The following is a 13,262-nucleotide window of genomic DNA, read 5'->3' as shown; positions in this document are numbered from 1 at the left end:
CAATTAGAGCGATTGTTCATCTAACAGCAATTGTGCTTCACGTAGGTTTAAACTGCCTTCATAAATCGCACGACCGGTAATTGCACCCAAAATACCAGGTTGACCTTTGAGGTTACGTACGTCATCAAGGTTGGTCACACCACCTGATGCAATCACAGGTAGACCAGAGTATTGCGCCAGTTGAACAGTTTGCTCAACGTTCACACCTTGCATCATCCCGTCACGCGCAATGTCGGTATAGACAATGCTCGATACGCCCGCATCGGCAAAACGTTTGGCCAAATCGGTTGCTTTCACATCGGTCACGTTGGCCCAACCATCGGTGGCCACCATGCCATTCATGGCATCGATGCCGACAATGATATGACCTGCAAATTTCTTACAAGCTTCTTCAACAAACTCAGGGGCTTGAACTGCCTTGGTGCCAATAATGACAAAAGACACACCCGCTTCTAAGTAGTGTTCAATGGTTTCTAGTGAGCGAATACCACCGCCAATTTGAATTGGCAGTTCAGGTTGCGCGCGAGCAATGGCTTCAACCACAGGTTTATGAATTGGCGTACCAGCGAAAGCACCATTTAAATCGACCAAATGTAAGCGACGCGCGCCTTCATTTACCCAGTGCTGTGCAGTTGCAACAGGATCATCAGAAAAAACCGTATCGTCTTCCATACGACCTTGTTTTAAACGAACACATTTGCCATCTTTCAGGTCAATTGCAGGGATGATCAGCATGCTTTCGCTCCTAGCCAAATCTTAAATAAAATCAATGTCCGTCATCTTAGCAAAGTATTGGCAATTTTCTAAGCATCTGTTACAGCTTTTCATGACGACAAGGTTTTGTTGTTTTTTCTAATTCTTTGGAAATATCTTTTGGAAGTCGCTCTAAACGCCGCAATTCTTCAAAAACCAACAGCGCCGCATAGGCATCCGCAGCAGCATAGTCAACTTGTTCAGGCGTGAGCATTTTCCTTGCCCAATTTGAAGTGCTGACTTTTTTACTTTTCGGGAAGTTGAGTTGAAACAGCAGGGCGATGGCATTTTTAATGCCAACAGGGTTGGATAAACCAAAGCTGGCAAAGCATTTTGACAGCTCAACCACACCCTTGAGCTCAAAACCTTTTTTACGGAATAGATGGGCATCATTTTTTAAACCAAAGCCCACTTTGAGCTGGGCGGGATTCGCCAAAAATGGTGCAAGGAAGCTCCAAATGGGTGGACTCATTTGAAACAAATAAGCATGCTCGATGCTGGCCAGTTGAATGAGATGCGGACCCGTGGAGACTTCTCCCACTTGAAAGGTCGGTTTGGACTCGCTGTCAAAACCAAAGATGGCAACCTGTTCCAGTTCAACACGGATTGCTTCACACTGTTCTAAGTTTTGAATGACATGAATTGCTTGTTTTGGCAAATTTTGAAAACGAGGAAATTGTTGAATTTCGACTTTGCTGGGAAGGATGTGTTGAAAAGAAGAATCCATCATGCTTTGACTATGCCATTGTTGCCTAAGCCTAAAGCTTTTGTGTTGATTTAGCAAAACAGCCGACCTAGGCAGGCTGTTTTGCATGGGTAATTTTAGGACATAAAACCAGCCGCAATACCGCCGATAATTGCTAAAACGAAAATCACGATGTAAATCCATGCCAAAACGGCTTCCCAGCCTGCGGTTGGGCGTGGTGAGCCATAGCTGTTGCTACGATCATCGCCTGGTGCGAAAATCAGGTAAAGCATTAAGATCACGTTGGCAAGAGGCACCAACATCAACAGTGACAACCAGCCCGTATGGTTGCGGTCATGCAGGCGACGAATAGTAAATACAAAAGTGAAGTACATGAGCGCAACATAGATCAGGGCGATAAAAATCATGCCGCCACCGAAGTTGCCTGTTTCCAAGTTCACGAAGGTATTAGGAAAGATGGCGATGAAAATACCAAGAATAATTGACGCTACAATGGCAAGTAGACAGTTCCATGCAAGGTATGAAAAACGGCCGAAACGACCTGCGGCATTTAGCGCAGATTCTTGTGCATATTGAGTCATAGTGACTTACCTTATCGTTGTAAATTAAGTTTTTTATAAATAAAAATGTCTAAAAAGCAGGCAAATCATAATCAAATTTGGTGACAATGAAAAGGCATCGTAGTCATCTTGAGTATACTAGTCTGCTGTAAAGCAAAGATTTTATATATTGAAAGGTACAGGAGTGAGGTCACACGCCTTATTTACTTAAGCTGTTTCTGATTTATTTTGAGCTTAGGTGCATCAATTTTGGATAAACAAAAAGCCCAACCGAAGTTGAGCTTTTTCAATCAAACAGAGGCTGGAATAAATTAAATTCTCCATTCCACAAAGTTTTTCAGCAGTTGTAAACCTGCGGTATGACTTTTTTCAGGGTGGAACTGGGTCGCAAACAAATTTTCTTGATGAATGGCTGTGCAGAACTCTAAACCGTAGTCACAGGTCGCCGCCACAATGCCAGAGTTGTTCGGTTCAACATAGAAGCTGTGCACGAAGTAAAAACGTGCATCTTGCTCAATGTCTTTCCACATTGGATGACTCGGATCGGCCTGATGAACTTGGTTCCAACCCATATGGGGGACTTTTAAGCCGTCTACATCAGGAAAGCGTTTCACACTGCCTTCAAAAATACCGAGAGCATCCACTCCGCCATTTTCTTCAGAGCGTTGCATTAGCGCTTGCATACCCACACAAATCGCTAAGACAGGCTTATTAAATGCTGCATGACGAACGACTTCATCAATCCCTGCTTCATGCATGCCTTGCATACAGTCACGCATAGCACCTACGCCGGGGAATACAATTTTATCAGCTTGAGCCACTAACTTGGGATCATTGGTCACATCGACCGTTGCACCAACATGCTCAAGCGCTTTTGCTGCTGAGTGTAGGTTACCCATACCATAGTCAAGAAGGGCAATACGGGTCATTACAAACTACCTTTGGTTGAAGCAATGGTGTTGGTTGCACGTGGGTCAATTTCACAGGCCATACGAAGTGCACGCGCAAATGCTTTGAACACACTTTCAATTTGGTGGTGACTGTTTTTACCTTTGAGGTTATCAATGTGTACCGTCATGAGTGCATGGTTCACAAAGCCTTGGAAAAACTCAGAGAATAGATCCACATCAAAACGACCAATCATGGCACGGGTAAATGGAATATCCATAAATAAACCCGGACGGCCTGATAAGTCCACCACAGCACGGCTTAAAGATTCATCTAACGGTGCATAAAAATGACCATAACGACGTAAACCTTTTTTGTCACCTAAAGCTTTGGCAAAAGCCTGCCCAAGCGTGATACCACAGTCTTCAACCGTGTGGTGATCATCAATTTCCAAGTCGCCATCACATTCAATATCAATATCAAATAAGCCATGTCGCTTGATTTGATCAACCATATGATCTAAAAAGGGAATACCTGTGTTGAGCGTGCCTTGACCCGTACCATCGAGGTTTACACGAACTCGAATTTTGGTTTCGTTGGTATTTCTTACCACTTCACTGATACGTTCTGTCATAGACACGTTCCTCAAAGACGTCAAATAATTGATGTAAAATGTTTCGCCGTAACGAAGTCACCGCATATTAGATTGCTCAGGAGGGTTTATCAATGCCTATTACCGTACACGCTTATACTTCACTGGAAAAAGAAGAGTTGCGCAGCCAGCTAGAGCGACTGTACGACACCAGTCCTGAATTTGGCGATGGGCATGATGCCGTAGAACAACTTGAGCAAAATCTAGCTCAGTATACCTTACTTTACACCGCAGAATTTAATACTAAAGTCATTGGCGCCATTTGGTGTAGTGGGCAGGGTGAAAATAAAACCTTAGAATACATCGTAGTACATCCTGCAAACCGTGGACGAGGGGTTGCGGAGCGGCTGGTTGAAGAAGTTTGTCGTATGGAAGAAGCCAAAGGTGTGAAAGTGTTTGAGCCGGGCTGTGGTGCGATTCACCGTTGCTTAGAGCACATTGGTAAAATTTAAGCTTTTTTAAAGCAGTCTTTGGGCTGCTTTTTTCATGAATAGTGATGGTGACGCGCTTTAAGTGCAAATAATGACTCAAAAAATGTACGAAGGGTGCTGGGTTTGCTGTAAAAGTAAACACTCAACTGATTTTTTTGAAAACGCACTTGACGCTGCTTCGCTTAAACTGTTTAATACGCGACATCGGCGTGATAGCTCAGTAGGTAGAGCAACGGATTGAAAATCCGTGTGTCCCCAGTTCGATCCTGGGTCTCGCCACCATATTCAAAATCTTATTTAAAGATTTCAATCCCTGATCCCATCAGGGATTTTTTTTGTCTGAAATTTATCCGATCAAATAAAAAAGTGATGATTTTTATTGACTATTCATCCGAGATACGGCTTAATACACGGCATCGGCGTGATAGCTCAGTAGGTAGAGCAACGGATTGAAAATCCGTGTGTCCCCAGTTCGATCCTGGGTCTCGCCACCATATTCAAAAAAGCCTCAAACAATGTTTGGGGCTTTTTTTTGTCCCATGAAAAGTAGAATTGTATAAGGTGTTGGAGAACATCATGCTTTAGTTAATGGAAAATGTGCTAATTTTGAGTCTAAAAGAAGACTGAGAATGGCTTATGAAAGACCTTTTTTCATCGGGAAGTCAGCTTTATCAACTCGCACGTCCGAATTATCCAGCGGGTTTGATGCAAGAAATACTCAAACATGTGGCGACTCCTCAATTTGCGTGGGATTGTGGTGCAGGATCGGGGCAATTGACTCAATTGTTGGCGCCGCATTTTGATGCCGTGGTGGCGACAGATATCAGTGCTCATCAGTTACAACATGCACCTTATTGTGAAAATGTCAGTTATCAAGTTCAGTCTGCAGAGCACACCAGTTTTGCCGAGCAGAGTTTTGATTTAATCACAGTGGCCCAAGCCATTCATTGGTTTGATTTTGATGGTTTTTATGCAGAGGTGCTGCGGACTTTACGACCTGAAGGCATTTTGGCGGTCATTGGCTATGGTTTAATTCAGCTGCAGCAACCTGAGTTACAGGGTTGTATTGAGCGACTTTATTTTAAGACTTTGAAAGGCTATTGGGATGCCGAACGTCGTTATATCGACGAGGCCTATCAAACCATTCCTTTTCCCTTTGAAGAAATAACGACACCTGAATTGTCGATGTCATTTCAATGGTCTGCTGCTCAATTGTTGGATTATTTAAATACATGGTCTGCACTGAAACATTATCGAGCGAAAAATTCAGATGACCCCTTATATGAGTTCAAAGCATTCTTTGCGTTGGATGATGATGCGAACCAAGTCTTTGCGCTTAAATTTCCAATTTTTTTAAGATTGGGTCGTCTGCCTGTATCGGCGCATTGAGTGTCTGAGCTTAATCGGCAATCAGACGTTTACCAAAGCACACGACTTCGATTTCCTCATAGCCCAGCTGCTCATAGAAGCTTTGCACGTCGATGTTTTCTTTACGTACAAGCAGTTGTAGTTTGGGGCAACCTAACGCAATCAGGCGCTTCTCGAGCTGCTGTATGAGTGCAGTTGCGACTCCATTGCGTTGAAAGTGTGGATGTACTGCCAAATAATTAATCCAGCCGCGATGGCCATCATAACCACCCATCAATGTGGCGATGAGTTGTTCATCTTTAACGGCCAGTAAAAATAAACCATCTTTTTGCGCAGTTTTTCTAAAAATATCAATTTCAGGGTTGTTCCAAGGGCGAGTAAGGTCGCACACCTCCCAAAGTGCAATGACGTCTTCTAAATCTGTTTCGAGATAGGGGCGAATAATGAACATGAGCTTGGCATTTTTATTTTTTGGATGCCTTTAGATTAATTGAGTTTTTTTATTTTGATAAGTGTTTTATTACACTTTTCATCAGACATAAAAAAACGCCCAAGAGGGCGTTTTTTTTTAACTTTAAATTAAGCAGATTTTGCTTCTGCTTGAACAGGAAGCATGTGGCCTGTTTCTTCAAAGTTAGAATGCCAAGACAACGCTTCACGTAGAAGGTGAGGTGTATGACCACCTTTTGCACATGAACGATCGAAGTAGTCGTTTAATGCATCACGATACAGTGGGTGTGCACAGTTGTCGATAATCGCACGAGCACGTTCACGCGGTGCTAAACCACGCAGGTCAGCCAAACCTTGTTCAGTCACAAGAATGTCAACATCGTGTTCAGCATGGTCGATGTGCGACGCAAACGGTACGATTGAAGAGATATCGCCACCTTTCGCAATTGATTTGGTTACGAAGATCGCCAAGTGCGCATTACGTGCGAAGTCCCCTGAACCACCGATACCATTCATCATTTTCGTACCGCAAACGTGAGTTGAGTTTACGTTACCGTAAATATCAAATTCAAGCGCAGTATTGATGCCGATAATACCTAAACGACGAACCAATTCAGGGTGGTTCGAAATTTCTTGCGGACGTAAAACCAATTTATCTTTGTACGCTTCAAGGTTATTAAATACTTTCTCGCCGTATTTTGCAGAAAGGGTAATTGATGAACCTGAAGCAAACTTCATTTTACCTGCATCGATCAATTCGAAAGTACAGTCTTGTAGGACTTCTGAGTACATGACGAGGTCTTCGAAGTTTGAATCTTTAAGGCCTGTAAGTACAGCATTGGCAATTGAGCCAATCCCTGCTTGTAATGGGCCTAAGTTCTTCGGTAGACGCTCTTCAGCTACTTCTTTTTCAAAGAATGTGATTAAGTGGTCTGCAATGCCTTGAGTTTCATCATCTGGCGCAGTTACCGTTGATGGAGAGTCGTGCAAGTCGTTGTTGATGACGATACCCACGATTTTTGCAGGATCAATATTGATCGCGTGCGTACCAATACGCTCATCCACTTGAGTCAATGGAATCGGTTGACGTGTTGGACGGTAAGTTGGGATGTAAATATCGTGTAAGCCTTCAAATGCAGGGCTTAAGTTGGTGTTGATTTCAACAATCACTTTTTCTGCGAAAATTGCGAAGCTTGCTGAGTTGCCTACAGATGTTGTTGGAATGATGCCGCCATCTTCAGTGATCGCAACTGCTTCAATGATCGCTACATCTGGCTTTTTCAACTGAAGATTACGCATTTGCTCAACAGTTTCAGACAAGTGTTGGTCAATGAACATCACTTCGCCATTGTTGATGGCTTTACGTAAAGTGTTGTCCACTTGGAACGGTAAACGACGTGCCAATACACCCGCTTCAGTCAATTGCTTGTCTAGGTCATTACCTAAAGAAGCACCAGTAATTAATGTGATTTTTAAAGGATTTGTGTGTGCACGTTTAACCAATGCCAAGGGTACAGCTTTCGCTTCGCCAGCACGAGTGAAGCCACTCATACCTACAGTCATGCCATCTTCAATAAAAGCAGACGCTTCTTCTGCACTGATGACTTTATCGTGAAGTGAAGCTAAACGGATACGATCTAAAGACATGGTTTACTCTCGTTAATATTCTGGATCTGGCACCGATTGTACCGATCAAGAACGACATTGTGCATACCTGTTAGGCTAAGGTCTAATTTTTTGAAAAAATGTGGGTATAAGGGATTCTGATGATTTGTAAGTGGTTGAAATATATTTGGTAAAATTAAATTGTTGAATAGTTGAACAAAATCGTTTGATCAACTATTGTACAAAGTTTAAAAATGCTCAACCAAGGTTTGCTTTAATTTTTCGAGTGGGTTGTTGCTGGAAATTTCAGCATCTTGATTGTGATGAAGAGGCAGCGAAATAATTGCTTCAAGTCCGCCTTGTTCCCGATTATGAATGCTGAGTTGACCTTGGTGAATGTCGACAATCCGTTTCACAATGGCGAGACCTAAACCACTGCCTTGGACTGTTCTGGCTTCATTGCCACGTACAAAAGGTTGCATGAGTTCTTCAATTTGATCATCAGGAATGCCTTCACCATGGTCTGCTACGCTAATTAAAATATGTTCATTTTCCACTGTTGCGGAAAGTTCAATCGGCTCAGCACCGTAGCGTTTTGAATTATTAATCAAGTTACCAATCAGGCGTTTAAGAGACAGACTACGTGCCTGAATAATCGGTAATTCAGCGGGTTCAAAACGAATATCTAGCGGTTTGAATTGCACCACCAATTCTTGTAACAACATATTTAAATCGGTGTCTTGGATTTCCTCATCCGAGCCGTCACGCATATAGGAAATGAACTGATTTAAGATCGCGTCCATATCTTCAACGTCATAAATCAGTCCCTCTTTTAAAAAATCATCATCGGGCATCATTTCCGCACTGAGTCGAATACGGGTCAGAGGGGTGCGTAAGTCATGTGAAATCCCTGCCAACATAATCCGACGGTCACGTTCAGTCTGATCTAGGGTGTAAATCATGTGATTAAACGCTTGGTTGACCTCGCGAATTTCTTGAGGGCCGTGATTAGTCTCTAAATAAGGCGCTGTGCCTGTTTTACTATAACTGTTGGCAGCATTTTGCAGACGACGCAGTGGGCGATTGAGCTGACGAACCAAGGTTAAAATAATGGCTGCTGCAATCAAGGGGACGCCAAGTAGCCAGCCGAAAATTAGCTCAGGGCTGTAGTTGGCATAGGTTTTCAGTGGTTCCCGTACCCAGTTGCCGTTCATTTCAGGCGTTTGAATCCAAATGCGCGGGCTAGGTTTAAATTGGAAATATACTGTGGCATGTTCGACTTTTAATTCTTTGGCCAGCTTAGCTTCAATTTGGTTGGTAAAGAACTCGGCAATCACCTTATCTTTAACATTGGGGTATTCTTTGGGATCGGTGACGTATTCAATCCCGACGCGGCTTCTTAGCCAGTCATCGACATCGACTTCAGTATTTTGATGATAAATCCGTAAATCGGGGTTGTTGAGAATTTCTATTTCAACAGCAAGATAGCGAGCATGTTGCTGGATTTCTGGAAGATATAGAGTTCGCCAAAAGAACCACAAGGACATAAATAAACTGAAAAACACAATGAAGAGTACCAGTACGGTGGTACGCATGGCAGCAGAGCGCGGCTTGATTTTATCTAAAAAGCGTTCCCAACGCGTGCGTTTCCGTTCTGAATACGTTTCGTAATCTGTAAATTTTTGAGGGTCGATGGGTTCGAGTTTCACGTGATTTCCTGTTTCTATGTAAGAGACATAGTTCAATGGTGACAGGTATGCGATACGCGAAAAGTCATCTGCAATTGTTCGAGGCAGGAGGTCTGAATGTTATAAAGTTTCTGCGAGCATGATGTTGAAATGCAGAAATATGCCGAGTTTTGCAGATGACAATGGTTTTGCTTACTTTTGTCGAAACAAAAGTAAGGCGAACCGCAGGTTAATCGATAAAGTTGAGCTTCATTTTAGGACTCCGTCGTGCTGATTATTGCTACTCAGCTTAAAAAGACCGAAGCCGTATTTTTCTGTTTTGAATTATTCCGCGCCATCTGGAACGAACACATAACCCACACCCCAAACCGTTTGGATATAACGTGCACGAGCAGGGTTTTCTTCCACAAGGCGACGTAGGCGCGATACTTGAACATCAATCGAACGTTCCATTGCACCCCATTCACGGCCACGCGCAAGGTTCATCAATTTGTCGCGAGTCAAAGGTTCACGCGGATGTTGTACCAAGGCTTTGAGTACCGCAAACTCACCTGTGGTTAGGGTTACGACTTGACCTTCACGCGTTAGAGTGCGTGTAGATAAATCAAGTGACCATGGCCCAAAGCTGACCACTTCCATTTGTTGGCTTGGTGCGCCTGGAACTTCACGGACTTGGCGGCGCAGTACGGCGCGAATACGTGCTAACAACTCATTTGGATTAAATGGTTTTGGTAAATAGTCATCTGCACCCGCTTCTAGACCTGCAATACGGTCTGAGTCACTGCCACGTGCGGTGAGCATAATAATAGGCGTATCAATATTGGATTGGCGTAGACGACGGCAGATACTTAAACCATCTTCAACAGGGAGCATGAAGTCGAGCACAATCAGTGAAAACAGTTCGCGCTGTAAGAGACGATCCATTTGGGTTGCGTCATGCGCTGTTTTCACCACAAAGCCTTTATCTTCTAAAAAGCGTTGAAGTAGCGTACGTAAACGCACATCGTCATCTACCACTAAAATGCGTTCAACGCGATCTGCGTCGCTATGTACAGCATCTGTTTTTTCAGCAGGTACAACTAAACTCATTGAAGTGCTCCTTTATTCTTTATTGTCATCGTAAACAAAAGTCGGGATAGTCTTGAGTATACGACTCATTTGTATGTCTTTACTATGCTCTAAAGCAACAAATATTGCAGGTAAAATCAAGACATAGATACCAAATGTATACATCTTAGCCCATAGAAAAAAATGGCAAAGAATACCTAAAAATAAGATTTAACACTGAAAATGAGATGGATTTATGAAATTTGCCTGAAATATGTCACATTTAAGCCATTAAATTAATAAAAACAGTTGTGGATTTTATAGTCTTGGTCTTTATAATCATGGCTTTTAGTACATATCCTTGTGGGATCACATACGATGACTGACTTAGTTCAGCAGTTGGCAAAAGAAATTGCCGTACGTCCAAATCAAATCGAGGCTGCCATCAAGTTGATTGATGAAGGTGCTAGCGTTCCATTTATTGCGCGTTACCGTAAAGAAGTCACGCAAGGCTTAGATGATGCGCAGTTACGTCAGCTCGATACACGTTTGGCTTATTTACGTGACTTATTTGAACGTCGCGACAAGGTAATCGAATCATTAAAAGAACAAGACAAATTGTCTGATGATTTATTGGCACGTGTAAATGCTGCTGAAACTAAAAATGCCTTAGAAGAAATTTACGCACCGTACCGTCCAAAACGGACCAGTAAATCATTTAAAGCCAAAGAAGCAGGCTTAGGCCCGATTGCAGAGAAAATCTTTGCAGAAGCGGTTGATCCAGCTGAAGCATTGGCAGGCTTTAGCCATGAAGATTATCCAGATTTAGAAAGTCAGTTGGATGCGATTCAACATATTCTAATTGATGACTGGGCGCAGAACATTGCACTGACCACTGAACTTAAGGCCACGTTTGCAAAAACAGCCACTTTAAAAAGTTTAGTGGCAAGTGATGAGAAAAAAGAAGTTGGCAAAAAATTCCGCGATTACTTCGACTTTTCTGAAAATTTAAATAAAGTCCCGTCACACCGCTTATTGGCTATGTTACGTGGTCGTCAAGAAAATGTTTTAGGTTTAAAAGTTGATGGCGAAGATGATGCACCATTGGCGCGTATTGAAACAGAATACAGCCTTGAAACTGCACAGCCGCAAGCACGTCAAGACTATTTAAAACAAACGGCTAAATTGTTCTGGTTAGGCAAGGTTCGTCCAAGTATCGAACATTCGTTGCTCACCGAAAAACGTCTTGCAGCTGAATCTGAAGCCATGGATGTTTTTGCTGAAAACTTACGTCATTTGTTGTTGTCTGCACCTGCGGGCGCACGTACAACCTTAGGTGTGGACCCTGGCATCCGCACAGGGGTGAAATTGGCTGTGGTGAATGCATCAGGTGATGTACTTGCACATAGCACGATTTATCCATTTGCACCCAAAGATGATAAAGCGGGTTCAATTGCAGAACTTGCCCGTTTATGCCGCGAGTTCAATGTTGACCTGATTGCCATTGGCAATGGTACAGCAAGCCGTGAAACAGAAAGCGTTGTGGCTGAAATGATGGCTGCAAACAGCGATCTTAAATTGACGCGTGTTTCTGTATCAGAAGCGGGTGCATCGGTTTATTCAGCGTCTGAATTGGCATCTGCGGAGTTACCAGAGTTAGATGTGTCGATTCGTGGTGCAGTGTCGATTGCACGTCGTTTACAAGACCCATTGGCTGAACTGGTGAAAATCGATCCAAAATCGATTGGTGTAGGTCAGTACCAACATGATGTGAACCAAACTGGTTTAGCGAAAACCCTTGAAGCAGTCGTTGAAGACTGTGTGAACTCAGTGGGTGTGGATGTTAATACTGCATCATCTGCTATTCTGGGTTATATCGCAGGTTTGAATAAGTCGATTGCACAGCAAATTGTCGATTTTCGTAAAGAAAATGGCCGTTTCGACAACCGCCAAGATTTGAAAAAAGTACCGCGGTTAGGCGAGCGTACTTTTGAACAAGCGGCAGGTTTCTTACGTATTCAAGATGGTTCAGAGCCACTGGATGCTTCTGCTGTTCACCCAGAGTCTTATGCGCTGGTGGGTAAAATTGTTGAAGCGAAAGCGACGACAGTGAAGGATATCATTGGTAACTCGGAAATCATTCGCCAAGTGAATGCTGAAGAATTTGCAGATGAGAAATTTGGTTTACCAACCATTCAAGATGTACTGTCTGAACTGGAAAAACCAGGTCGTGATCCGCGTCCAGAGTTCCGTACAGCAAAATTCCGTGAAGACATTACCGAAGTTGCGCAACTGACTGAAGGCATGCATCTTGAAGGTGTCGTGACCAATGTGACGAACTTCGGTGCTTTTGTGGATGTTGGTGTACATCAAGATGGTTTAGTTCATATTTCAGAGTTGGCGAATGAATTCGTTGCAGATCCGCATAAAGTGGTGAAGCCAGGGCAAATTGTACAAGTTCGTGTACTCACTGTAGATGCTGAGCGTAATCGTGTGAATTTGTCGATGCGCCCTGAAGGTGCTGAAGCGCCTAAAACTCCACGTCAGCCACGTCGTGAAAATACAGAGCGTAGTGAACGTAAACCACAAGGTAAACGTCCACAACAAGCACGTTTGCAAGGCGAGCGTGCTCAAACAAACAAGAAGCCGCAAACGGCTAAACCTCAAGAAAATAAAATTGGTGGTTTAGGTGCATTGTTACTTCAAGCAGGGATTAAAGGTTCGAAATAATCTTTAAGATTTGAATAAAAAAACCTCCTCATCGGGAGGTTTTTTTTATGTTTACTTTTATCCGTTGATGATGGGCACGATCCAACTGGTGATAATCAGCATAATGCCAAAGTGCCCAAGCTTTCGGCAAACTTTGACAAAAGTTGGGGCGGGTTGTTCCAGTCGAGTGGCATAATCTTTGAGGCTTATGGCTTGTGTACTACGGCTATGCCACAGGAAAACAGCAAGATCGATACAGATTAGAATCGTCCCGACATTGGCCACGATATCCATCATCACATAATCTTGTAAATACAGGCTACTGCCTACTCGGTAGCAGAGATAAATCGCAAAAGCGATACACACATATTGCAGTACGAAAGTAAAAGCGCGCATAAATTCACA

Annotated in this window: 13 protein-coding genes and 2 tRNA genes; 5 read left to right on the top strand and 10 right to left on the bottom strand. The window is 43.1% G+C overall.

Features of this window, described 5'->3' with window-relative positions; translation table 11 throughout:
* Positions 1 to 3: 3 nt before the first annotated feature.
* From hisA to hisB, 5 genes are all read right to left on the bottom strand, one after another.
* Positions 4 to 735, bottom strand: coding sequence for a 1-(5-phosphoribosyl)-5-[(5-phosphoribosylamino)methylideneamino]imidazole-4-carboxamide isomerase (gene hisA / locus GVX98_RS15585; protein WP_159128584.1), 732 nt, complete (start codon positions 733 to 735; stop codon positions 4 to 6).
* 79 nt (positions 736 to 814) lie between these two features.
* Complete coding sequence (locus GVX98_RS15580; protein ID WP_171503380.1) at positions 815 to 1,480, bottom strand: 3'-5' exonuclease; 666 nt, start codon at positions 1,478 to 1,480, stop codon at positions 815 to 817.
* Positions 1,481 to 1,575: 95 nt separating this feature from the next.
* On the bottom strand, positions 1,576 to 2,040 hold the full coding sequence (locus GVX98_RS15575) for a DUF805 domain-containing protein (RefSeq protein ID WP_159128582.1): 465 nt from the start codon (positions 2,038 to 2,040) through the stop codon (positions 1,576 to 1,578).
* A gap of 290 nt (positions 2,041 to 2,330) precedes the next feature.
* On the bottom strand, positions 2,331 to 2,948 hold the full coding sequence (gene hisH, locus GVX98_RS15570; protein WP_159128581.1) for an imidazole glycerol phosphate synthase subunit HisH: 618 nt from the start codon (positions 2,946 to 2,948) through the stop codon (positions 2,331 to 2,333).
* On the bottom strand, positions 2,948 to 3,541 hold the full coding sequence (gene hisB / locus GVX98_RS15565; protein WP_058951612.1) for an imidazoleglycerol-phosphate dehydratase HisB: 594 nt from the start codon (positions 3,539 to 3,541) through the stop codon (positions 2,948 to 2,950). Before hisB ends, hisH begins: the two co-directional genes overlap by 1 nt.
* Before the next feature lie 92 nt (positions 3,542 to 3,633).
* Here hisB and GVX98_RS15560 point away from each other — a divergent pair, with 92 nt between their 5' ends.
* From GVX98_RS15560 to GVX98_RS15545, 4 genes are all read left to right on the top strand, one after another.
* The gene (locus tag GVX98_RS15560; RefSeq protein WP_004691552.1) at positions 3,634 to 4,011 is read left to right on the top strand and encodes a GNAT family N-acetyltransferase; all 378 of its coding nucleotides are present in this window, start codon (positions 3,634 to 3,636) and stop codon (positions 4,009 to 4,011) included.
* Between the two features lie 185 nt (positions 4,012 to 4,196).
* Positions 4,197 to 4,272: transfer RNA gene (locus GVX98_RS15555), tRNA-Phe, on the top strand.
* A 136-nt stretch (positions 4,273 to 4,408) separates the two neighbouring features.
* Positions 4,409 to 4,484, top strand: a tRNA-Phe gene (locus GVX98_RS15550).
* A 142-nt stretch (positions 4,485 to 4,626) separates the two neighbouring features.
* Positions 4,627 to 5,379, top strand: coding sequence for a class I SAM-dependent methyltransferase (locus GVX98_RS15545; protein WP_159128580.1), 753 nt, complete (start codon positions 4,627 to 4,629; stop codon positions 5,377 to 5,379).
* 10 nt (positions 5,380 to 5,389) lie between these two features.
* Here GVX98_RS15545 and GVX98_RS15540 read toward each other — a convergent pair whose 3' ends face one another.
* The 4 genes from GVX98_RS15540 to ompR all read right to left on the bottom strand — a co-directional run bounded on the left by GVX98_RS15540 (position 5,390) and on the right by ompR (position 10,190).
* On the bottom strand, positions 5,390 to 5,809 hold the full coding sequence (locus tag GVX98_RS15540) for a GNAT family acetyltransferase (protein WP_004691549.1): 420 nt from the start codon (positions 5,807 to 5,809) through the stop codon (positions 5,390 to 5,392).
* Between the two features lie 128 nt (positions 5,810 to 5,937).
* The gene (locus GVX98_RS15535; RefSeq protein WP_159128579.1) at positions 5,938 to 7,455 is read right to left on the bottom strand and encodes an acetyl-CoA hydrolase/transferase family protein; all 1,518 of its coding nucleotides are present in this window, start codon (positions 7,453 to 7,455) and stop codon (positions 5,938 to 5,940) included.
* A gap of 206 nt (positions 7,456 to 7,661) precedes the next feature.
* Positions 7,662 to 9,122: an ATP-binding protein gene (locus GVX98_RS15530; protein WP_159128578.1), complete on the bottom strand. Its 1,461-nt coding sequence runs from the start codon at positions 9,120 to 9,122 to the stop codon at positions 7,662 to 7,664.
* A 303-nt stretch (positions 9,123 to 9,425) separates the two neighbouring features.
* Complete coding sequence (gene ompR, locus GVX98_RS15525; protein WP_004691545.1) at positions 9,426 to 10,190, bottom strand: two-component system response regulator OmpR; 765 nt, start codon at positions 10,188 to 10,190, stop codon at positions 9,426 to 9,428.
* 336 nt (positions 10,191 to 10,526) lie between these two features.
* On the opposite strand from ompR, the gene GVX98_RS15520 reads away from it, so the two are divergent.
* Entirely contained in the window at positions 10,527 to 12,878 is a 2,352-nt protein-coding gene (locus GVX98_RS15520; protein WP_159128577.1) for a Tex family protein, read from the top strand.
* A 57-nt stretch (positions 12,879 to 12,935) separates the two neighbouring features.
* On the opposite strand, the gene GVX98_RS15515 is transcribed toward GVX98_RS15520, so the two are convergent.
* Complete coding sequence (locus GVX98_RS15515) at positions 12,936 to 13,253, bottom strand: hypothetical protein (RefSeq protein ID WP_004691542.1); 318 nt, start codon at positions 13,251 to 13,253, stop codon at positions 12,936 to 12,938.
* Between the last annotated feature and the right edge of the window lie 9 nt (positions 13,254 to 13,262).

The sequence above is a fragment of the Acinetobacter sp. 8I-beige genome (assembly GCF_902505955.1).
GTDB classification, from domain to species: Bacteria; Pseudomonadota; Gammaproteobacteria; order Pseudomonadales; family Moraxellaceae; genus Acinetobacter; species Acinetobacter johnsonii.
This window is presented reverse-complemented; position numbering and strand designations above follow the sequence as displayed.

Excerpts from the sequence above, each read along its gene's own strand:
- hisA (WP_159128584.1), bottom strand. The coding sequence starts at position 735 with ATGCTGATCATCCCTGCAATTGACCTGAAAGATGGCAAATGTGTTCGT.
- GVX98_RS15580 (WP_171503380.1), bottom strand. The coding sequence starts at position 1,480 with ATGGATTCTTCTTTTCAACACATCCTTCCCAGCAAAGTCGAAATTCAA.
- GVX98_RS15575 (WP_159128582.1), bottom strand. The coding sequence starts at position 2,040 with ATGACTCAATATGCACAAGAATCTGCGCTAAATGCCGCAGGTCGTTTC.
- hisH (WP_159128581.1), bottom strand. The coding sequence starts at position 2,948 with ATGACCCGTATTGCCCTTCTTGACTATGGTATGGGTAACCTACACTCA.
- hisB (WP_058951612.1), bottom strand. The coding sequence starts at position 3,541 with ATGACAGAACGTATCAGTGAAGTGGTAAGAAATACCAACGAAACCAAA.
- GVX98_RS15560 (WP_004691552.1), top strand. The coding sequence starts at position 3,634 with ATGCCTATTACCGTACACGCTTATACTTCACTGGAAAAAGAAGAGTTG.
- GVX98_RS15545 (WP_159128580.1), top strand. The coding sequence starts at position 4,627 with ATGAAAGACCTTTTTTCATCGGGAAGTCAGCTTTATCAACTCGCACGT.
- GVX98_RS15540 (WP_004691549.1), bottom strand. The coding sequence starts at position 5,809 with ATGTTCATTATTCGCCCCTATCTCGAAACAGATTTAGAAGACGTCATT.
- GVX98_RS15535 (WP_159128579.1), bottom strand. The coding sequence starts at position 7,455 with ATGTCTTTAGATCGTATCCGTTTAGCTTCACTTCACGATAAAGTCATC.
- ompR (WP_004691545.1), bottom strand. The coding sequence starts at position 10,190 with ATGAGTTTAGTTGTACCTGCTGAAAAAACAGATGCTGTACATAGCGAC.
- GVX98_RS15520 (WP_159128577.1), top strand. The coding sequence starts at position 10,527 with ATGACTGACTTAGTTCAGCAGTTGGCAAAAGAAATTGCCGTACGTCCA.
- GVX98_RS15515 (WP_004691542.1), bottom strand. The coding sequence starts at position 13,253 with ATGCGCGCTTTTACTTTCGTACTGCAATATGTGTGTATCGCTTTTGCG.